The organism is Brevibacterium sp. HMSC22B09 (assembly GCF_001806795.1).
In the GTDB taxonomy this organism is placed as follows: domain Bacteria; phylum Actinomycetota; class Actinomycetes; order Actinomycetales; family Brevibacteriaceae; genus Brevibacterium; species Brevibacterium ravenspurgense.
Genome location: NZ_KV786013.1, coordinates 136,037 through 155,060 on the forward strand (window position 1 = coordinate 136,037; position 19,024 = coordinate 155,060).

A 19,024-nucleotide genomic window follows, 5' to 3' on the forward strand; every position below is an offset into this window, starting at 1 on the left:
CGGCTTGGTTCAGGACGCGGCTCCTTCGCTATCCTTAGACCATGCCTGAAAATCTTGACAATGCCGCAACTGTGCCCGCTGGCGGCGCAGACGCCGAAACTCCCGAACACCTCGACCCCGAACAGCTGCGCATCCGCAAGGAAAAACGCGCTCGGCTGCTGGAAGAAGGCCGTGAAGCCTACCCCGTGCGGGTCGGCGTAACCCACAGCCTCGGCGAAATCCGCGACAAGTACGCGCACCTCGAAGCCGGCGAAGAAACCGAGGACGTCGTCGGCGTTGCCGGCCGCGTAGTTTTTCAGCGCAACACCGGAAAACTGTGCTTCGTAACCCTCATGGCCGGCGACGGCACCCAGCTGCAGGGCATGCTGTCGCTGAAGGAAGTCGGCGAAGAAGCCCTCAGCCAGTGGAAAGCCGATGTCGACCTGGGCGACCACGTGTTCCTCCACGGCCGCGTTATTTCCTCGCGCCGCGGTGAGCTTTCCGTCATGGCCGACAGCTGGCAGATGGCTTCGAAGGCCGTCCGTCCGCTGCCGCCGATGCACACCCAGCTCGACGAAGAGGGCCGCGTACGCCAGCGCTACCTGGACCTGATCATGCGCCCGGCAGCCAGGGACATGGTGCGCACCCGCTCTAAGGTGATGTCCTCGCTGCGCCACACCTTCGAAGACGAAGGCTTCATCGAAGTCGAAACCCCCATGCTTCAGGTGATCCCGTCCGGTGCGGCCGCACGCCCCTTCAAAACCCACATCAACGCCTACGACATGGAGCTGTTCCTGCGCATCGCACCCGAACTGTTCCTCAAGAAGGCAGTTGTCGGCGGTCTTGACAAGATCTTCGAAATCAACCGCAATTTCCGCAATGAAGGTGTCGACGCCACACATTCTCCGGAATTCGCAATGCTTGAATTCTATGAAGCGTATGGCGATTTCAAATCCGCTGCCGCTCTGACCAAAAAGCTCATTCAGAACGCAGCAATTGACGCCACCGGATCTACCACCGTCACCCTTTATGACGGAACTGAATATGACCTCGGAGGTGAATGGCCGTGGATCTCAATGTACGAATCACTGGCCGCGGAATCCGGGGAGGACATTACGCCGGAAACGCCCATTGAAGAACTCGTGCGCATTGCCGACAAGCACAATGTCGACATGGAAGGCGTATTCAAGTCCCACGGCAAGTACGTGGAAGAACTGTGGGAGCACTTCCACGAAGGCAAGCTCGACGGCCCGATCTTCGTGACCGACTTCCCCGTCGACACGTCGCCGCTTGTTCGTGAGCACCCCGAAAAGAAGGGCGTCGTCGAAAAGTGGGACCTCTACGTTCGCGGCTTTGAACTGGCAACCGGCTATTCGGAGCTCGTTGACCCGGTAATTCAGCGGGAGCGCTTCGAAGCACAGGCCAAGGACGCTGCCAAGGGCGACGACGAGGCCATGCCGCTGGACGAAGAGTTCCTGCGGGCAATGGAACACGGAATGCCCCCGACCGGCGGTGTCGGCATCGGAATCGACCGCCTGCTCATGGCGCTGACCGGCCTCGGTATTCGCGAAACCGTGCTCTTCCCATTCGTTAAGCCTTTGGAATACTGAGAATATAATCACTGTTCATTTCAATGGCTCTTATAGGTTTTGATCGTTAGGGATTCCTGTGGAATATTTGAGGGTGCTTCTTCCTTCCATCGTGGTTGGGCTTCTTTTCTGGTACGTTCTGCGTGCCATTATCAAGTCCGACAGCACAGAGCGGAAGGAAATGGACCGCTACTACGCAGAAATGGAAATCCACAAGGCTCAGCGCGAAAACGCGCAGCGTGAAACCACTGAGCGTGACAGCGCAGCCGAGCCGCAGGACGTTTCTGAAGATCCACGAAAGGACCAACACGATGGCTCGCAAGGTGACGACCGTCCTCATTGACGATCTGACTGGTGAAAATGCCGACGAAACCGTTGAATTCGGCATCGACGGCAAGCTCTACGAAATCGAACTGACCGCAGACAACGCCTCGCGGCTTCGCGAACTGCTGGCCGGCTACGTCAAAGTCGCCCGCCGCGCAGAGCGCCCCGCATCAACCGGCCGCAAGACCGCCAGCCCGAAGGCTTCCCGCTCAGACCTCGCGGAGATCCGTGACTGGGCCCGCAGCAAGGGCTACGAAGTGTCCGACCGCGGCCGCATCCGCGCCGACATCGTCGAGGCCTACGACAAAGCCCACTGACACAGCAGGGATTCCAGCAGAATTTCGCCCTCAGCCGAAACGCTTCGGCTGAGGGCGAAATCGCAATAAAACCGGCTCTCGCGTGGTTATGGTGCTAGACATTACGGACCGTACAGCGACCCAGGAGGGCTAATGTTCGAACGGTTTACCGACCGTGCCCGACGAGTAGTGGTCTTGGCTCAGGAAGAAGCCAAGCTGCTCAAGCACAACTACATCGGCACGGAACACATCCTGCTCGGCCTCATCCACGAAGGCGAAGGCATTGCTGCCAAGGCTCTGGAAGGCATGGACATCTCTCTCGAGCAGGTCCGCGACCAGGTCACCGAAATCATCGGCGAAGGCCAGCAGGCCCCTTCCGGACACATTCCCTTCACACCGCGAGCAAAGAAGGTCCTCGAACTTTCGCTCCGCGAAGCCCTGCAGCTGGGCCACACCTACATCGGCACGGAACACATCCTGCTGGGCCTTATTCGCGAAGGCGAAGGCGTCGCCGCGCAGGTGCTCGTCAAGCTCGGCGCTGATCTGCCGCGTGTGCGTCAGGAAGTCATCAAGCTCATCTCCGGCTACCAGGGCAAGGAGCCCGCAACCGCCGGAGCCGGCGGCCGCGAAGAGGGCCAGCCGTCCGGTTCGCTGGTGCTCGACCAGTTCGGCCGCAACCTCACGCAGGCGGCCCGCGAAGGCAGCCTCGACCCCGTCATCGGCCGCCGCGAACAGCAGAACCGCGTCATGCAGGTGCTGTCCCGCCGCACCAAGAACAACCCGGTGCTCATCGGCGAACCCGGTGTGGGCAAGACCGCCGTTGTGGAAGGCCTCGCCCAGGCGATCGTCGCCGGCGATGTCCCCGAACCGCTGCAGGACAAGCAGCTGTACACGCTTGATCTCGGTTCGCTGGTTGCCGGTTCGCGCTACCGCGGTGACTTCGAAGAGCGCCTGAAGAAAGTGCTCAAGGAGATCCGCACCCGCGGCGACATCATCCTGTTCATCGACGAAATCCACACGCTCGTCGGTGCCGGTGCAGCTGAAGGCGCAATTGACGCAGCCTCGATCCTCAAGCCGATGCTTGCTCGCGGCGAACTGCAGACGATCGGTGCGACAACGCTGGACGAGTACCGCAAGAACATCGAAAAGGACGCCGCGCTCGAACGTCGCTTCCAGCCCATCCAGGTGCCCGAACCCACACTGTCGGACGCCATCAAGATCATGAAGGGCCTGCGCGACAAGTACGAAAACCACCACAAGGTGACCATCATCGACGGTGCGCTGGCAGCTGCTGTGAACCTTTCGGACCGCTACATCAACGACAGGTTCCTGCCGGACAAGGCAATCGACCTGATCGACGAAGCCGGCGCGAAGCTGCGCATCACCCGCATGTCGCAGCCGTCCGAGCTCAAGGAGCTCGACGACAAGATTGCCGACGCCAAGAAGCGCAAAGAAGCTGCCATCAGCAAGCAGGACTTCGAAACCGCCGCCAATGCCCGTCAGGAGGAAATGGACCTGACGGAACAGCGCGACAGCGCTGAAAAGGACTGGAAGAAGAAAAACCAGGGCGCCGGAGCAATCGTCGACGAAGAGCTCATTGCGGAAGTCCTGGCTCAGTCCACCGGAATTCCGGTCTTCAAGCTCACGGAGGAAGAGTCCTCGCGTCTGCTGCGCATGGAAGACGAACTGCACAAGCGGATCATCGGCCAGCAGGAAGCCGTCAAGTCGATCTCGCGTGCTATTCGCCGTACCCGTGCTGGCCTGAAGGACCCCCGTCGTCCCTCTGGTTCGTTCATCTTCGCCGGTCCCACCGGTGTCGGCAAGACCGAACTGGCCAAGGCTCTGGCCGAATTCCTGTTCGGCGATGAATCAGCGCTCATCACGCTGGACATGTCGGAGTTCTCCGAGAAGCACACGGTGTCGCGCCTGTTCGGTTCGCCTCCCGGCTACGTCGGCTACGACGAAGGCGGTCAGCTGACCGAAAAGGTCCGCCGCAACCCGTTCTCGGTTGTGCTGTTCGACGAAGTCGAAAAGGCTCACGCCGACATCTTCAATTCGCTCCTGCAGATTCTGGAAGACGGCCGTCTGACAGACTCGCAGGGCCGCGAAATCGACTTCAAGAACACGATCATCATCATGACCACCAACCTGGGAACCCGCGAAATCAACCGCGGCACCCCCATGGGCTTCCAGGTGGAAGGTGACTCGGACGCATCGTACGACCGCATGAAGCAGCGCGTATCTGAAGAGCTCAAGCAGCACTTCCGCCCCGAGTTCCTCAACCGCGTTGACGACACCATCGTGTTCCCGCAGCTGAACAAGGAAGACATCATCAAGATCGTCGACCTGTTCATCAACCGCCTCAGTGACCGCCTGGCCGACCAGTCCATGACGATCGAAGTGTCGCAGGACGCCCGTCAGGTGCTGGCAGACCGCGGCTTCGACCCGGTGCTCGGTGCGCGCCCGCTGCGCCGCACCATCGCCCGCGAAATCGAAGACCCGCTGTCCGAACGGATTCTGTTCAACGAAATCCGCCCCGGACAGACCATCTACGTCGATGTCGAAGGCGAAGGAGCAGACGCCGAATTCACGTTCAAGGGCGTCAGCGAAAACCGCGTACCCGTCAAGGTCGGTGCTGACGACGAAGACGAAACCGGTGCTATTGCCGAAGCCGGTCCGGCCAACGCCGCCGCTTCGCACAGCGCAGGCGACAACTCGGACGGGGGAGCCGCCCGCGAAGCCGGAGCAGAAACCTCCACCGACAGCTGATCGCCTCAGCTGAAATCCAGAAGGGCCCGCGAACGGAACACCGTTCGCGGGCCCTTCTACACTGAGAGCATGTCCGCCAACGCACCCGCAGATCCCATTGCCCAGCAGCTGTCAGCCGCCTATTCGCCCATTCGGCTTGAAAGCGGCCTGTTTCTGCGCCGGGCTCGCACTACTGACGCCGCGAAGATCAACGCACTGACCCAGCCGCTGGTCGATGAGCGCGTCCTGGTGGCAAAGGACATGGTCAGCTACTTCGAAGCGCTGCAGCAGTTCCGGGTGATTGTCGACATTGCCGAAGACGGCACGGAAACCCTCGCAGGCTGTGCTGCCCTGCACGTGTTCTGGGACGAAATCGCAGAGGTCCGCACGGTTGCAACCAGTCCGGACTACCGCCGTAGGGGAGTAGGCCGCACACTCATCACGACACTGCTGGAAGAAGCCCGCATCATGGGCATCAAAAAGGTCTTCTGCCTGACATTCGAAACCGAGTTCTTCACCAGCCTCGGCTTTGAGCAGATTTCGGGCATCCCCGTGTCTCCGACCGTGTTTCAGGAGCTCCTGCACTCAACTGACGAAGGAACCGCCGAGTTCCTCGACCTGGCCCGCGTCAAACCCAACACACTGGGCAATAAGCGCATGATCATTGATCTGACGGAGACTGCGCCTGCGGAAGCGTAAGAACGCTGCAGCGCTCTCCTGACTGCTCTGCCGTCTGACGGCACAGCAGCCCATCGGCCTCAAGGTCATCTACGAGGCGCGCAATCCTTTCACCGTCAGCCAGCCGACGGACCTTCGCTATGCCGTCCTGCACTTTCTCCGGCAGCAGGGCGGCCGCATCCACATCGAAATCCGCGGTGTCCGCAACAAGCAGATCCGCTCGCACCGGTGTGCCGTGGGAGGTGCGCAGCAGACCCATGATCGCCCCGCGCAGCTGACGATCCGTGCCATGCCAAGCCTGCGTTTTCGGTTTGCGTTCGGGGCTTGCGGGTTTGCCCGCAGCAACCCACGCGCACTGAGCCAGCAGCGGACACTCGTCACACCGCGGATTGCGGGAGGTGCACACCAAAGCGCCGAGCTCCATGGTCCCCGCGTTCCAGCGGACCGAACGCTGCGGTGATTCCGGCAGCAGTTCGCGGGCCCACGCTGTTTCGGCTTTTGTCGCGTTGCCGGGGTGTTCGTGGCCGTCGACTGCGCGGGCAAGAACCCTGCGGATGTTGACGTCCAGAATCGCTGTGCGCGCACCGAAGGCGAATCCCGCAACGGCAGCCGCCGTGTACGCCCCGATCCCGGGCAGGCCCAGGAGCACCTCCTCATCGTGCGGCACGTTCCCGCCGTGATCAGTGACGATTGCCTGAGCGCACTCCTGCAGCCGCAGAGCACGCCTTGGGTAGCCGAGCGTGTCCCAGGCGACCAGCACATCCGCGGTCGAGGCGGATGCCAGATCCGCTGGGGTGGGCCACTTCCGCATCCACTCGGTCCAACGGGGTGCCACTCGGGACATGGGGGTCTGCTGGGACATCACCTCGGACACCAGAACACCCCAGACGGAGGTGCCCGGCTTCCGCCAGGGCAGGGGGCGTTCGTGCTGGGCGAACCAGTCGATGACAGCGGTGTGCAGAGCCTCGAGATCGACCGGTCGGCGGTGTGTCCCACGGACGGAATCGGTGTGGCGACGTACGCTCAAAGGGATGACTCCTTCCAATGCTCCGAGGCCGGCAGCGCCTGTGCGCCGCCATCCTCCCGAAGTGTACCGACGCCGCCGAATGACGGTGCTGGGCTTGGCTGTGCTCATCCTCGCCCTGTTCATCGTCGGAATCGTTCTGCTCGTGCAGGCTCTGTCAGGTTCAGGCGAGCAGACCGCCAAACCTGCCGACCAGCAGGAAGCGGCTGCTGGGAAGGCCGAAGAGGAACAGCAGGAGCAGGCTCCCGGGCCCGAAGGCGATGAGGCCAGCGGCACGTGTCCTGTCGACCAGGTGACTCTCGCTGCGGGAATGGACAAAAAGGAGTACAAGCCCGGCGATAAAGCCACCATGACTCTCAACGTCAAGAACGAACACTCGGCCGCCTGCCAGATTGAGGTCGGTTCTGCTTCGCAGCAGTTCATCATCCAGCAGGATGACAAGACAGTGTGGGATTCAGCGTGGTGCTCCTCTGAAGGGCAGGACGAACAGCGTGTGTTCGCGCCGGGAACCGCGAAGAACACAACTCTGTCCTGGTCGCTGGTGCCCACAGACAAGAACTGCAACAAAACCGCCGACAGCTTTGAACCCGGCGAATACCAGTTGGTTGTGAAACTGGGTGAAGTCACAAGCCCACCGCACCCCTTCACCGTCATTGACGAGCCCGAAAAGGACAGCGACGAAGACGGCAAAGACGATAAAGCCGACAAAAAGGACGGCAAAGCCAGCAAGAAGGACAGCAAGGCCGACAGCAAAGACAGCTGATTCTGCTGTTGCCGCTGATGCTGTCAGCTGATCTGGAAGACACGTGACCGAAAGGCACGTGTCTTTCTGCTTCTGTGCTCGCGTCTGGCTAGGATGGTGACATGGCACACATCATTCCTCTGGACAATGGCGTCCCGAAAGCTGACGACGCCGCATTTCTCGCTCCCACGGCCACCCTTTCCGGTGACGTGATCATGGCTGAAGACTCCAGCGCCTTCTACGGGGTTTCAGTCCGCGGTGATACCGCGACGATTTCGGTAGGAGAGCGCACCAACCTGCAGGACAATGTGGTTCTGCACGCTGACGAAGACTATCCCTGCACTGTGGGCAATGACGTCACGGTCGGCCACAGTGCGGTGGTTCACGGCTGCACAATCGGTGATCGCACGCTCATCGGCATGTCCGCCACCATCATGAACGGGGCAGAGATCGGCAAGGACTGCCTGGTGGCTGCTGGTGCGCTGGTTCTGGAAGGCACCAAGGTTCCCGATGGGTCGCTTATTGCGGGTGCTCCCGCCAAGGTTCGCCGTGAACTGACCCAGGAAGAGCTCGACTTCCTGCCGCAGTCAGCCGCGCACTACGTGCAGACTGCCCACCGTCACGCGAAGGCGATCGACTGACAACACCGAAGCTGAAATGCCGACAGGCAGTGTTCACTCCTGCCGGCAGCATGCACAAAAGGCTCAGCGCAGCCGCACTCAGCTGTAGGCGATGTCGACGGCATCGCGCAGAGTGGTGCATTCGGCCACGCGCATGCCCTGGGGCACCGTGATGTCGGTGAGAGAGCCTTTTGCGACTATGGCGCGGCTGAAACCCAGGCGGGACGCTTCGATCAGTCTTTGCTGAATTCCGGGAACCCGCCGAATTTCACCGGATAGGCTGATTTCGCCCACTGCGACCAGCCTGTCTTTGGGCGGCTGGCCAGCGTATGCGCCTGCCAGGGCCAAACAGACCCCGAGGTCGACTGCGGGCTCAGACAGTTTGATGCCGCCGACGGTCGACACGTAGACGTCGTGGCGTCCGCTGATGCTCTGTTCTAAGCTGCGGCCGACAACAGCGATGTTCATAGCCACGCGGGAAGAATCGAGTCCGTTGACCACCCTCCGGGGTGAGCCGCCGCCCTCCTGGGGGTCGACGAGCGCTTGGATTTCGACGATCATCGCTCGCTTGCCCTCAAGTGCAACCGTCAGGCAGGTGCCCGGCGAGTTCGATGATCCGACGAACATCTGGGCCGGATCGACAACACTGCTGATGCCGGTTTCGTCCATGTCGAACAGGCCGACCTCGTCAGTTGTTCCGTAGCGGTTCTTCAGAGCGCGCAGAATTCGCATGCGCGAATGCCTGTCGCCTTCGAAGCTGCACACGACATCCACCAGGTGCTCTAAGAGCCGCGGTCCGGCAACATTGCCGTCCTTGGTTATATGGCCAACAAGGATGGTGGGCAGTCCGCGCACTTTGGCTTCGCGGATCAGGGACGCCGCGACTTCCCGAACCTGGGTGACGCCGCCGGGAACACCGGAGACTTCTGATGAACCAACCGTCTGCACGGAGTCGACGATCAGCAGGTCAGGGGAAACCGCTTCGATTTGGCCCAGCACCGTGGCCAGATCGGTTTCTGCTGCCAGCAGGAGGTGCTCCTGCACCGCACCGATTCGCTCAGCGCGACCGCGCACCTGCCCCTGCGATTCTTCGCCCGTGACGTAGAGGACCCGCTGCCCGGCCGCCGCGGCCTTGCCGGCAACATCGAGCAGCAGAGTGGACTTGCCGACGCCGGGTTCTCCGGCCAGCAGAACAACCCCGCCGGGAACAAAGCCGCCGCCGAGCACACGATCGAGCTCATCTACCTGCGTGGAGCGCGCACGGGCCGAGGCGGGGTCGATTTCAGTCATGGGCTTAGCAGCTGTCAGCGCTGTGGGCTTAGCCGCTTTCGTCTTGGCAGAGGCTCCCAGCTGGACGGCCTCTTCCAAAGTTCCCCATTCCCCGCACTTGGGGCAGCGGCCCAGCCATTTGGGGCTCCGGTAGCCGCAGTCCGTGCATTCGTAAGTCATATGCACAGCGTGCCATGAGGCACTCACACAGAGGGAATCAGACCGGCCTGACCTCCACCTCGACAGCGGCCGGAAGCCTGGTTGTTGTGCCGGGATGCGTCGCTTTGCAAAGACCCTGCGAAATCCGTGTGTGTAGTGTGGATATCTGACCAGTCACCAGTTGACAGCAGAGGAGAACGAAGGATGACCGCCGACAACTCGGCCGATCGCCCTGAGGCCCACATGGACTTGGAAGAGCGGCTCAGCGAATCTCAGAACGCAGCGCTGGTCGACCCGCTTGACCCCGAAGCGGGCGAAATCCGCCCCATTGACAACGAAGCTGCCGACCTGCGCATCGTGGGTCAGCTTCGCGCACAGGGCGTGAAAATCGGCCGCGGCTTCATTACTCCGCGAGTCTTCTGGCCCTCGCTCATCATCACGGCGGTCCTCACGGTCGCCGCGATCGCCCTGCCCGATGTCACCGGCACTGTTCTGACCACCGCGCAGGAATGGATCGTCAGTGCGCTCGGCTGGTGGTACATGCTCGTGGTGGCCATCTTCATCGTCTTCGCCCTGTACTTCGGGCTGAGCAAGTACGGCGGAATCAGATTGGGTCGAGACAACGAAGAACCCGAGTTCGGCTTGATCCCCTGGTTCTCCATGCTCTTCGCAGCGGGCATGGGTGTGGGCCTGGTGTTCTACGGTGTGGCGGAACCGCTGATCTACGCGACATCAGACCCGAAGCCCGGCTGGGAAGGCGGGCCCGAACAGCTGGCCAAACACGGCATGGCCCAAACCTTCATCCACTGGGGCCTGCACCCGTGGTCGATCTACGCCATCATCGGCCTGGCCCTGGCCTACGGCATTCACCGCCGCGGACGCCCCGTGTCGATCCGCTGGGCTCTTGAGCCGATCCTGGGCAAGCGCGTCCACGGCTGGCTGGGCGATGCCGTTGACGTCGTCGCTGTCATGGGAACCATCTTCGGCGTCGCCACGTCGCTGGGACTGGGCGTCCAGCAGATTGCTGCCGGTGTGCAGTCGATGGGGCTGATCAGCGAGGTGAGCGAAACGCTGCTGGTCGTGCTCATCGTGGTCATCACCCTCCTTGCTACGACATCCGTGGTCAGCGGCCTGGGCAAGGGCATTAAGTGGCTCTCGACCGGAAACCTGACCCTGGCCGGAGTCCTGCTGATTTCGATCATCATTCTGGGTCCGACCGTGTTCATCTTCCGCAACCTGGTGGAATCACTCGGCTTCTACCTGGCCGATTTCTTCAACATGACGATGGACACCGCCACCTACACCGGCGATGACGGGCAGACCTGGGCTTCCTCCTGGACCCTGTTCTACTGGGGCTGGTGGATTTCGTGGGCACCCTTCGTCGGCGTGTTCATTTCCCGCATTTCTCGCGGCCGCACAATTCGCGAATTCATCATGGGCGTCATCTTCGTGCCCACAGCGGTCGGCTTCCTGTGGTTCTCGGTGATGGGTTCGACCGGCATTCTGCGCCAGCTGACGGTCGGCGACCTGTGGGATAAGGCCTCCGGCGAAGGCGTTGTGGCCGAAAGCGCGCTCTTCCAGGTGCTGAACACGCTTCCGCTGGGCAGTGTGCTGTCGGTCATCGCGATCATTCTGGTGACGATCTTCTTCATCACCTCCTCAGACTCCGGTTCGCTGGTGGTGTGCATGCTGTGTTCGGGCGGTCACCCCAATCCGAAGCTGTGGACGCGTGTCCTGTGGGCGTTCCTTGAAGGTGCGATCGCCATCGCCCTGCTGCTGTCCGGCGGTCTCGAATCGATTCAGGCGGGTGCGCTCGCCACTGCTCTGCCGTTCAGCATCATTCTGCTGCTGATGTGCTTTGCGACTCTGCGTTCGCTCAAGCTCGACCAGAAGCTGGTCGAGCGTCAGCGTCTGCTTGGCCGCGCGCAGGCACTCACCGAGCACGTGCGCGAGGCTGTTGTCGACGACCTTTCCGAAGGCGGATTGGTGCCGGACGAGGACTGGTCTGACCGTATGCGCCGCGAATGGGAAGAGAGCCTGGACAACCGGATTGACTACCGCATTGAGCGTACGGCACCTGCTCTGCTGCCCATGCGCAAAAAGAATCCGCCGCAGTCGGAGGACTGACGACAGGAGCGGAAGTCATGAGAAAAGGCACGAGGGGCAGCTCCGCCTCGTGCCTTTTCCTCACCCGGGTCTTCTCTGAAGACCCCTGTTCTTTTGAGCTCAGCTGAGTACAGTTGGAACATGAGCCTGCTCGTTGATGACCTCATTGTTCTGCTCAGCAAACCTGAAGGCCCCGTGGCCGTTGGCAAAGATGTCGATGCGATGCTCGCCGGGGCGGTGTTCTCTGATCTCCTCGTGGCTGGTGCTGTGGCCGTGCCGGAACCGGACCAGAAGAAACCGCGGGTGGAAATCATAGACGGCGCGGCACCCGCGGATCCGTTTCTTACGGCTGCGCTTGCCCGATTGACGGAAGCGCAGGACAAAAGCACAAAGCCGCTGACCACGCAGAAGGCAATTGAAGCACTCACCAAGGACCTGCACGGTTCGCTCATGGAGCGGCTGCAGAGGCAGGGGACTGTGCGTTCAAAGCAGAAGAAGTTCCTGTTCATCCCAGCCGGCACCGCGTGGCGGTTGGCTGATGGGGTTACGGGTGATGAGCTGCGGCAGTCAATTGCACGTCAGCTGGACACCGGGCCCATTGCCACTGCACCGAAAGTCGATGAACACACGGGCGCACTTCTGGGGCTGCTGGCTGCAGGAAAGAAAGTGGACCACGCGATAGACGGCTCTGCCCCGAACCGCAAGGAGCTCATCAAACAGGCGCAGGAGGCCGCAGAAGCTTCGGCCGCGGACAGTGCGGTGCGCAAGGCCATCAAGAAAGCCGCAGACGAAGCCGCCATTGTGGCAGCCAGTGCCGCCATTGCAGCCTCGACCACCGTGGTCACCAGCTCCTGACTCCCGCTGTCACTGCTCCTTGGTGCGGGCGTGCTTGATGAGGGTGCGTTCGGCAAGGCTTTCACCGGCGCCGTCCTGCAGGTGGACAACCACGTCGAGGCCCAGTTCGTTGAGCTCTTCTACATCTTCGATGTACATGGCCACCGATGCGATCGTGGTGTCCTCAGTGTCAACGTGAGAAGCGCGGATTTCCTTCACGGCATCGACATTGGCGTGCTGTGCGGGCATGGCGAGCATGATCATGTCGATCTGGTGGGCGGCTTTGACGCGCGCCCAGAAGTCGATGTCGGTGGCGTCACCTTCCACCACGTTGCAGCCCTTCCCCTGAAGTTCGCGCACGCGCACGGGGTCGTGCTCGACGCCCAGAACCTGTTCATCGCCGAGAATCCCCGTCAGCTCCGCGTAGCAGGCCTGACCCACGCGCCCCATACCCAGGATGAGCGCCCGTGCCTGGCCCAGGTCGATGGGCCGGTCTTCAGGGTGGATGAGGTGGGGCGGACGCGTGGGCAGGCGCTGAGCCAGATGTGTTGCAGGGGAAACCGACTGCGGGTTGAGCACAGCGGACACGATGAAGCTCAGCGACACAGCCAAGACGAGTGAGAGCATCCAGCGGGTGTCCAGCCAACCGCTGTCGACTCCCATAGCGGCGATGATGAGCGAGAACTCCGAATAGTTCGCCAGAAGAAGCGCTGCCAGCACGGCTGTGCGGTTGCGCAGGCCCAAGTACCACAGGATTGCCCAGAACAGGATTGCCTGTATGGGGATGAGCAGCAGAAGCAGGAATGCATCGACCAGGTTCTGCATGGTGGGCAGGCCCATGAAGCCGACGTTGACGAAGAACGCAACGAGCATGAGCTCCTTGAACGTGAACAGAGCGTGTGACAGCTGTTCGGCACCGGGGGAGCGGGCCAGGACGAGGCCCATGATGAGAGCTCCCAAGCTGCCTGACAGGCCGAAGAACTCAAACAGCGCGTAACCGGGAATGAGGGCCATTGCGATGCCGAAGAGCGCGCCCAGTTCACCGTGGCCGAGCTTGTACCAGCGGCGGGTGGCGACCATGAGAAGCGGAATGACCACCACCAGGCTCAGCGACCACGCGCTGGGTGCTTCGCCGCGCAGAATGCTGATGAATATGACGGCGGCGATGTCCTGCATGATGAGGATGCCCACACAGATATTGCCGTAGAGGGACTGTTCGTCACCCCGGTCCTGCAGGATCTTGATGACAACGATCGTCGATGAGAAGGCCAGGACCACGCCGATGCGCACTGCGACCTGAAGGTCTGTGGGACCGAAAGCGCCGAGAATGTTCAAGGCTGTGATGAAAGCGGCGCTTATCGCGGTCATGATCACAATGTGAGCGCCGGCGGTGAACCACACGGCCTTGTCTGTGAGGGCTTTCAGGTCTAAGCGCAGGCCGATGGCGAAAAGCATGAGCGTGACGCCGATGTCGGCCAGGACCTCCATCGCCTGCATCTGCTCCACACCCTGCGCATTGAGGATGAACCCGGCCGCGAGGAAGCCGATGAGCGGAGGAAGCCGGACAGCCCAGGCGGCGAGGCCGCACAGAAACACCGTGGCTACATAGACGATAAGCAGATCCATGATTCACAGTTAACTACTTTTTGTCCCGGCATGTGCTCGGTCGGTGTCGTGTTGTGTTCCGTTTCAGAGTCAGCAGCGACCCAATAGGCCAGCCGTGAGCGCAGTTTCAAGGGCGCGAAAATCTAGGCGGCTGCTGTCATGTTTATGTAACCTGACTGTGACGCCAGGTACATTTTGTCCCGGTAATTTTGTCCAGTCATTCAGCAAACTTGACGGAGGAGAACATGGCTCAGCCGCCCTACGACCCATACGGCAGCAATCCGGAAAACGCAGAAGGCAACGCTGCTTTCGGGCAGGACAGCGGTTCGCCGTACGAACAGCCGCAGGAACCGGCCGCCCCGCCGGCACCGGAAGCTGCTCCAGCGAGCCAGCCGACTGATGCTGGACAGACGGCAGCCTACGACCCGTACAGCCAGCCGGCAGCGGACAACCAGGCTCAGGGCCAGCAGTCCGCCCACAGCCAGCCGGCTGACAACGGTGCATACAGCCAGCCCGGCGCCGGCTACCCGGGTCAGGACCAGCAGGCGGCTTACAGCCAGCCCGGCCAGCCCGGCACTCACCAGGCCGGATACGGCCAGCCCGGCCCAGGTGCCGGCGCACCCGGTGCTCCCTACGGCTATGACCCGGTGTCGGGCCTGCCCTACAGCGAAAAGTCCAAGCTGGTTGCCGGTCTGCTCGGCATCCTCTTGGGCGGTTTCGGTGTCGGCCGTTTCTACACCGGCCACATCGGCTTGGGTGTTGCGCAGCTGATCGTCACGTTCGTCACCTTGGGCCTCGGTTCGCTGTGGGGTCTGATCGACGGCATCATCATGCTGGCGGGCAACGCCAAGGACTCCAACGGCCTGCCGCTGCGCCCCAACTAATGCGCAGCTGATCGTCACGCCCGGCCAGCAGCTGGGTGCAGAAAAGGTGTGAGCCGCGAACACTGTGTTCGCGGCTCACACCTTTTGCATCTGCGGGGCTGTTTTAGGCGCCGACCGAGGTGCCCAGGAACGCACCCACGAGGTAGGTGTGCTGACCGGGACGGTGATCCAGTCAAAGAAGTCATCCGAACGTTCAGCGAACCCTTACAGAGTCGAGCCCAGGGCATGACGAGATGCGGTCTATTGTCTCCACGTCAGCGGCTACGACGGTGAACGGCGCATCCCAATGCGAATCGAGCATCCAGAATCTGTCATCGGCCCACATCAAGTTAGGCCACTCGATCCAACCATCAGCTGTACACAGCGACTCCATCAGCTCAAGACCCGTACCAGTGAACTGGCACATGAGGAACCGTTCACCGCCGACAGCCACAAGTCGTTGATCAGATGCGATGATCCGACCTTCCGCGTTGCGATGCATGCCGGTGTGCGGTGAGGACGGGGTAACAAGAACATCCGCGCTGAAGCCAAGGTGCACAGATGTCCGAACGGGGCACAGAATCTGCAGCAGGATCTTCGCTTGAGCATGATCCAGTTCCCCAGTAGTAGGTGAGAATCGATCCGATCCCGTTGAAAGTTCGATTGCGTCCGCGCCTCGAGACTTGTCAGCCTCTAGCCATTTGAGCGGTTGGCCGTTCTCGTCCTCAAAAGGATGGAGAATCGCCGCAGCTGACATGTTGCCGAAATCTGGTATTCGTGTGGTCAGGCTCAGTTCGAGCACATCGACCTGCAAAGGCTCTCGGCTCGTCAACCATGCCGCATCGTCATAGGTCATCTGAAGATCTCCGATCGGCAGTCACCCGCTGCGCAGAAGCCGTCGGCTACGGCAGAACGCCGCAGTGGGCCAGCGCCAGTTTCACGATGGCGTGCTGGCCGTGGGCCATGTCTTCGGCCACAGTGTCGGCCAGTGCCTGGGCGGGCGTGTACCAGTCGACTGACAGCGCGTCTTGGCTGGGCTGGCATTCGCCGGTGACGGGAACCGTGTAGCACAGCGCAATCGCGTGCTGCCGCGGATCGTAATAGCGGGACTCACCCTCGGTCGGGAAGTACTCCGCCACGTGGAACGGGGTGAGGGACTCTGGAAGGCGGGGGAGTGCCAGCGGGCCCAGATCGCTTTCGAGGTGCCGCTGAAGGGCCGCTCGCAGGGGCTCGTGATACTTGACGCGCCCACCCACGAGTTCGCGTCCCAGCCGGCCTTCCGACTGGCGCATGAGCAGGCCGATGCGTTCGACTTCGCCGGCCTGGCCCAGCAGCAGCGGCACGGCGTGCACGTAGGTGATCGGCAGGCGACGGCGAAGGTAGGCCAGTTCGTCTGCGGAGAACCAGTTGTCGTCGTAGTCCAGAGCGGTGCGCGTCATGGGGCCATCGTAGCGGCAGAAACCGCTCCGATGGGGTGGTTCAGTCGAGTGCGTCAAGTCCCAGGTCGAGGTTGACAACAGAGTGCGTGAGAGCGCCGACTGAAATGACGTCGACACCGGTGGCCGCGATGTCGGCAATCGTGTTCAGGTTGACGCCGCCGCTGGCTTCCACAACGGCGCGGCCGGCCACCTGCTCAACTCCCTTCCGCAGCTGATCGGGAGTGAAGTTGTCGAGCATGATGGTGCCGATCCCAGCTGCAACCACCGGTTCGATCTGTTCGTGCCGGTCGACTTCCACCTCGACGTGCACGGTGTGGCCCAGTTCGGCAATGCCAGCGCGCAGTGCCTCCGTGAGCGCGTCTCCTTCGCCCAGCAGCGACAGGTGGTTGTCTTTCAGCATTACGGCGTCAGACAGTCCGCGGCGATGATTGTGTCCACCACCGCAGCGCACGGCGTAGCGCTCCAGGAACCGCAAGCCCGGGGTGGTCTTGCGGGTGTCCGCAACCCGAACAGAGCCCTGCCCGCTCGAGCTGCGCGCAAAGCCGCGCTGCGCCTCGTCAGTGAACTTCTTGGTGACAGCGGCGATGGCGCACATGCGCTGCAGCAGGTTCAGCCCCAGGCGCTCGCCCAACAGCACCGCGCGTGCCGGCCCTGACATTCGGATCAGGTGGTCGCCGGTTGTGAACTCCTGCCCGTCGGCAACGAGCACCTCGACCTCGACCTCTGCGGTCCTGCTTTCTTCAGCAGCGGCCGCCATGACTTCGGCGAAGACTCCGCCATCGGCCATCACTCCGGGTTCGCGGGCGGACACAACACCAGTGAAGAGAGCAGATTCGGGAATGAAGGTCTGTGCCGTGATGTCGCCGGCCGGTGCGTCTTCGACAAAGGAGCGCTCAATGAGGTTTCGCAGTTCGAGGCGGCTGATGGCGGGAGTGCTTGTCATTTCGGCATCCTTTCGACGCTGGCTGGTTCCTGGGCCGCGGGAGGCTGTTTCGCTGAACACACGCAGACTACGGGATCCGCGCCGCGCATGGGGTCCGGCACGTCCGGAAACTGAGACCTGGATCAAAGTGTGTGGCCGGTTGCACAGTGCGTTGTCGGTCACGCTAGACTTATCTTGATATCAAGATACTTTCGGGGTGCGCACCCCCGCGCACCTTCGCGACCATGGTCGACCCAGAGGAGAACCCATGATCAACCACGAAGTACGCACGTACAAGAGCTCGGAAAAGCTGGCACACGAAGACCAGCTCGCCTACAAGATGGCCGAAGTTGCCGTCGACCCGGTTCCGGTCGACGCTGACGTTCAGGACATGGTCATCAACCGCGTCATCGACAACGCCGCCGTTGCCGCCGCATCGGTCCACCGCAAGGCCCCCACCTCGGCGCGCGAGCAGGCCATGCCGCACAAGCTGGCTCCCGGTGCCAACATCTTCGGTCTGGCCACCGACTACCGCGTGTCCCCCGAATGGGCAGCATGGGCAAACGGTGTTGCAGTCCGCGAACTCGACTTCCACGACACCTTCCTCGCGAAGGAGTACTCGCACCCCGGTGACAACATCCCGGCCGTCCTCGCAGTTGCCCAGCACAAGGGCATCGGCGGCAAGGACCTCATCAACGGCATCGCCACCGCATACGAAATGCAGGTCGACCTGGTCAAGGGCATCTGCCTGCACGAACACAAGATCGACCACGTGGCGCACCTCGGTGTCGCTTCGGCAGCCGGCATCGGCGCCATGCTCCACCTGGACAAGGAAGTCATCTTCCAGGCCATCGGCCAGGCACTCCACGTGACCACGGCAACCCGCCAGTCGCGCAAGGGCGAAATCTCGTCCTGGAAGGCGCACGCACCCGCATTCGCCGCCAAGATGGCAATCGAATCGGTTGACCGCGCAATGCGCGGCGAGGGCGCCCCGAACCCCATCTACGAAGGCGAAGACGGCTTCATCGCCTGGATCCTGTCCGGTCCGGAAGCCCGCTACACCGTCCCGCTGCCTGGCAAGGGCGAAAGCAAGCGCGCCATCATGGACACCTACACCAAGGAGCACTCCGCTGAATACCAGGCGCAGGCTCTCATCGACCTCGCCCGCAAGATGGGCAAGCAGATCGATGACTTCTCGAAGATCAAGAAGATCACGATCCACACCTCGCACCACACCCACTACGTGATCGGAACGGGTGCAAACGACCCGCAGAAGATGGACCCGAAGGCTTCGCGCGAAACCCTCGACCACTCGATCATGTACATCTTCGCCGTCGCCATGGAAGACCAGGGCTGGCACCACAACGACTCCTACGCACCGGAGCGTGCTGGACGTCCCGAAACGGTCGAACTGTGGCACAAGATCGAAACCCGCGAAGACCCCGAGTGGACCCGCCGCTACCACTCGACCGACCCGGACGAAATGGCTTTCGGCGGTCGCGTGGAAATCGAATTCGAAGACGGCTCGACCCTCGTCGACGAACTCGCTGTCGCAGACGCTCACCCCAACGGTGCACGTCCGTTCGAGCGCGCTGACTACATCAAGAAGTTCCACACGCTTGCCGACGGCATCGTGTCGGACTCCGAACAGAAGCGCTTCATCGACCTGGCCGAAAACCTCGCCGACCTCGACGGCAAGGCAATCGGCGAACTGTCGTTCGTCGTCGACGGCCTGGACAAGACCACCACATCGGGCATCTTCTGATCTCTGACTTCAGTCACTGATCAGAAGATGACGTGCGCCTGCCGCGTCCGCGCGGACGCGGC

At 61.9% G+C, this 19,024-nt stretch carries 17 protein-coding genes; 11 read left to right on the top strand and 6 right to left on the bottom strand.

Annotation, left to right across the window (positions count from 1 at the left end; genetic code table 11):
• Positions 1-41 precede the first annotated feature (41 nt).
• The 5 genes from lysS (at position 42) to HMPREF3087_RS05745 (ending at position 5,635) form a co-directional block, all read left to right on the top strand.
• Entirely contained in the window at positions 42-1,589 is a 1,548-nt protein-coding gene (lysS, locus tag HMPREF3087_RS05725) for a lysine--tRNA ligase (protein ID WP_070428408.1), read from the top strand.
• A 73-nt stretch (positions 1,590-1,662) separates the two neighbouring features.
• Positions 1,663-1,911 (top strand): hypothetical protein, encoded by a 249-nt coding sequence (locus HMPREF3087_RS05730; RefSeq protein ID WP_019174552.1) that lies wholly within the window; start codon positions 1,663-1,665, stop codon positions 1,909-1,911.
• Positions 1,880-2,209: a histone-like nucleoid-structuring protein Lsr2 gene (locus tag HMPREF3087_RS05735; RefSeq protein WP_070428409.1), complete on the top strand. Its 330-nt coding sequence runs from the start codon at positions 1,880-1,882 to the stop codon at positions 2,207-2,209. The genes HMPREF3087_RS05730 and HMPREF3087_RS05735 overlap by 32 nt, the downstream gene beginning before the upstream one ends.
• Before the next feature lie 132 nt (positions 2,210-2,341).
• Positions 2,342-4,957, top strand: a complete 2,616-nt coding sequence (locus HMPREF3087_RS05740; protein WP_070428410.1) for an ATP-dependent Clp protease ATP-binding subunit — start codon at positions 2,342-2,344, stop codon at positions 4,955-4,957.
• A 69-nt stretch (positions 4,958-5,026) separates the two neighbouring features.
• Positions 5,027-5,635 carry an amino-acid N-acetyltransferase gene (locus HMPREF3087_RS05745; protein ID WP_083272063.1) on the top strand — a complete coding sequence of 203 codons (609 nt, stop codon included), beginning with the start codon at positions 5,027-5,029 and terminating at the stop codon, positions 5,633-5,635.
• On the opposite strand, the gene HMPREF3087_RS05750 is transcribed toward HMPREF3087_RS05745, so the two are convergent.
• A complete protein-coding gene (locus HMPREF3087_RS05750; RefSeq protein WP_070428411.1) occupies positions 5,598-6,641 on the bottom strand; it encodes an HhH-GPD family protein in 1,044 nt (347 codons plus the stop codon). The two genes, HMPREF3087_RS05745 and HMPREF3087_RS05750, sit on opposite strands and share 38 nt — an antisense overlap.
• Before the next feature lie 61 nt (positions 6,642-6,702).
• Between HMPREF3087_RS05750 and HMPREF3087_RS05755 the strand changes: the two genes are divergently transcribed.
• Both HMPREF3087_RS05755 and HMPREF3087_RS05760 read left to right on the top strand, forming a co-directional pair.
• Positions 6,703-7,401: a hypothetical protein gene (locus HMPREF3087_RS05755; RefSeq protein WP_141738885.1), complete on the top strand. Its 699-nt coding sequence runs from the start codon at positions 6,703-6,705 to the stop codon at positions 7,399-7,401.
• A 101-nt stretch (positions 7,402-7,502) separates the two neighbouring features.
• Positions 7,503-8,021 carry a gamma carbonic anhydrase family protein gene (locus HMPREF3087_RS05760; protein ID WP_070428413.1) on the top strand — a complete coding sequence of 173 codons (519 nt, stop codon included), beginning with the start codon at positions 7,503-7,505 and terminating at the stop codon, positions 8,019-8,021.
• A 78-nt stretch (positions 8,022-8,099) separates the two neighbouring features.
• On the opposite strand, the gene radA is transcribed toward HMPREF3087_RS05760, so the two are convergent.
• Complete coding sequence (gene radA, locus HMPREF3087_RS05765; protein WP_062022026.1) at positions 8,100-9,449, bottom strand: DNA repair protein RadA; 1,350 nt, start codon at positions 9,447-9,449, stop codon at positions 8,100-8,102.
• A 183-nt stretch (positions 9,450-9,632) separates the two neighbouring features.
• On the opposite strand from radA, the gene HMPREF3087_RS05770 reads away from it, so the two are divergent.
• Positions 9,633-11,555 carry a BCCT family transporter gene (locus HMPREF3087_RS05770; RefSeq protein ID WP_256173051.1) on the top strand — a complete coding sequence of 641 codons (1,923 nt, stop codon included), beginning with the start codon at positions 9,633-9,635 and terminating at the stop codon, positions 11,553-11,555.
• Positions 11,556-11,675: 120 nt separating this feature from the next.
• Positions 11,676-12,389, top strand: coding sequence for a GOLPH3/VPS74 family protein (locus HMPREF3087_RS05775; protein WP_070428414.1), 714 nt, complete (start codon positions 11,676-11,678; stop codon positions 12,387-12,389).
• A 9-nt stretch (positions 12,390-12,398) separates the two neighbouring features.
• On the opposite strand, the gene HMPREF3087_RS05780 is transcribed toward HMPREF3087_RS05775, so the two are convergent.
• Complete coding sequence (locus HMPREF3087_RS05780) at positions 12,399-13,994, bottom strand: cation:proton antiporter family protein (RefSeq protein WP_070428415.1); 1,596 nt, start codon at positions 13,992-13,994, stop codon at positions 12,399-12,401.
• A gap of 224 nt (positions 13,995-14,218) precedes the next feature.
• On the opposite strand from HMPREF3087_RS05780, the gene HMPREF3087_RS05785 reads away from it, so the two are divergent.
• The gene (locus HMPREF3087_RS05785; RefSeq protein WP_062022036.1) at positions 14,219-14,857 is read left to right on the top strand and encodes an NINE protein; all 639 of its coding nucleotides are present in this window, start codon (positions 14,219-14,221) and stop codon (positions 14,855-14,857) included.
• Between the two features lie 193 nt (positions 14,858-15,050).
• Here the strand turns inward: HMPREF3087_RS05785 and HMPREF3087_RS05790 are convergent, their stop codons facing one another.
• From HMPREF3087_RS05790 to nadC, 3 genes are read right to left on the bottom strand one after another with little or no spacing between them, the layout of a single operon-like run.
• Positions 15,051-15,692, bottom strand: coding sequence for a hypothetical protein (locus tag HMPREF3087_RS05790; protein ID WP_070428416.1), 642 nt, complete (start codon positions 15,690-15,692; stop codon positions 15,051-15,053).
• A gap of 46 nt (positions 15,693-15,738) precedes the next feature.
• Positions 15,739-16,275, bottom strand: coding sequence for a DUF4916 domain-containing protein (locus HMPREF3087_RS05795; protein ID WP_019174565.1), 537 nt, complete (start codon positions 16,273-16,275; stop codon positions 15,739-15,741).
• Between the two features lie 40 nt (positions 16,276-16,315).
• Positions 16,316-17,218 (bottom strand): carboxylating nicotinate-nucleotide diphosphorylase, encoded by a 903-nt coding sequence (gene nadC, locus HMPREF3087_RS05800; protein ID WP_070428417.1) that lies wholly within the window; start codon positions 17,216-17,218, stop codon positions 16,316-16,318.
• 247 nt (positions 17,219-17,465) lie between these two features.
• On the opposite strand from nadC, the gene HMPREF3087_RS05805 reads away from it, so the two are divergent.
• Positions 17,466-18,962, top strand: coding sequence for an MmgE/PrpD family protein (locus HMPREF3087_RS05805; protein ID WP_061940752.1), 1,497 nt, complete (start codon positions 17,466-17,468; stop codon positions 18,960-18,962).
• The last annotated feature ends 62 nt before the right edge of the window (positions 18,963-19,024 follow it).

Excerpts from the sequence above, each read along its gene's own strand:
- lysS (WP_070428408.1), top strand. The coding sequence starts at position 42 with ATGCCTGAAAATCTTGACAATGCCGCAACTGTGCCCGCTGGCGGCGCA.
- HMPREF3087_RS05735 (WP_070428409.1), top strand. The coding sequence starts at position 1,880 with ATGGCTCGCAAGGTGACGACCGTCCTCATTGACGATCTGACTGGTGAA.
- HMPREF3087_RS05740 (WP_070428410.1), top strand. The coding sequence starts at position 2,342 with ATGTTCGAACGGTTTACCGACCGTGCCCGACGAGTAGTGGTCTTGGCT.
- HMPREF3087_RS05745 (WP_083272063.1), top strand. The coding sequence starts at position 5,027 with ATGTCCGCCAACGCACCCGCAGATCCCATTGCCCAGCAGCTGTCAGCC.
- HMPREF3087_RS05760 (WP_070428413.1), top strand. The coding sequence starts at position 7,503 with ATGGCACACATCATTCCTCTGGACAATGGCGTCCCGAAAGCTGACGAC.
- radA (WP_062022026.1), bottom strand. The coding sequence starts at position 9,449 with ATGACTTACGAATGCACGGACTGCGGCTACCGGAGCCCCAAATGGCTG.
- HMPREF3087_RS05770 (WP_256173051.1), top strand. The coding sequence starts at position 9,633 with ATGACCGCCGACAACTCGGCCGATCGCCCTGAGGCCCACATGGACTTG.
- HMPREF3087_RS05775 (WP_070428414.1), top strand. The coding sequence starts at position 11,676 with ATGAGCCTGCTCGTTGATGACCTCATTGTTCTGCTCAGCAAACCTGAA.
- HMPREF3087_RS05780 (WP_070428415.1), bottom strand. The coding sequence starts at position 13,994 with ATGGATCTGCTTATCGTCTATGTAGCCACGGTGTTTCTGTGCGGCCTC.
- HMPREF3087_RS05785 (WP_062022036.1), top strand. The coding sequence starts at position 14,219 with ATGGCTCAGCCGCCCTACGACCCATACGGCAGCAATCCGGAAAACGCA.
- HMPREF3087_RS05790 (WP_070428416.1), bottom strand. The coding sequence starts at position 15,692 with ATGACCTATGACGATGCGGCATGGTTGACGAGCCGAGAGCCTTTGCAG.
- HMPREF3087_RS05795 (WP_019174565.1), bottom strand. The coding sequence starts at position 16,275 with ATGACGCGCACCGCTCTGGACTACGACGACAACTGGTTCTCCGCAGAC.
- nadC (WP_070428417.1), bottom strand. The coding sequence starts at position 17,218 with ATGACAAGCACTCCCGCCATCAGCCGCCTCGAACTGCGAAACCTCATT.
- HMPREF3087_RS05805 (WP_061940752.1), top strand. The coding sequence starts at position 17,466 with ATGATCAACCACGAAGTACGCACGTACAAGAGCTCGGAAAAGCTGGCA.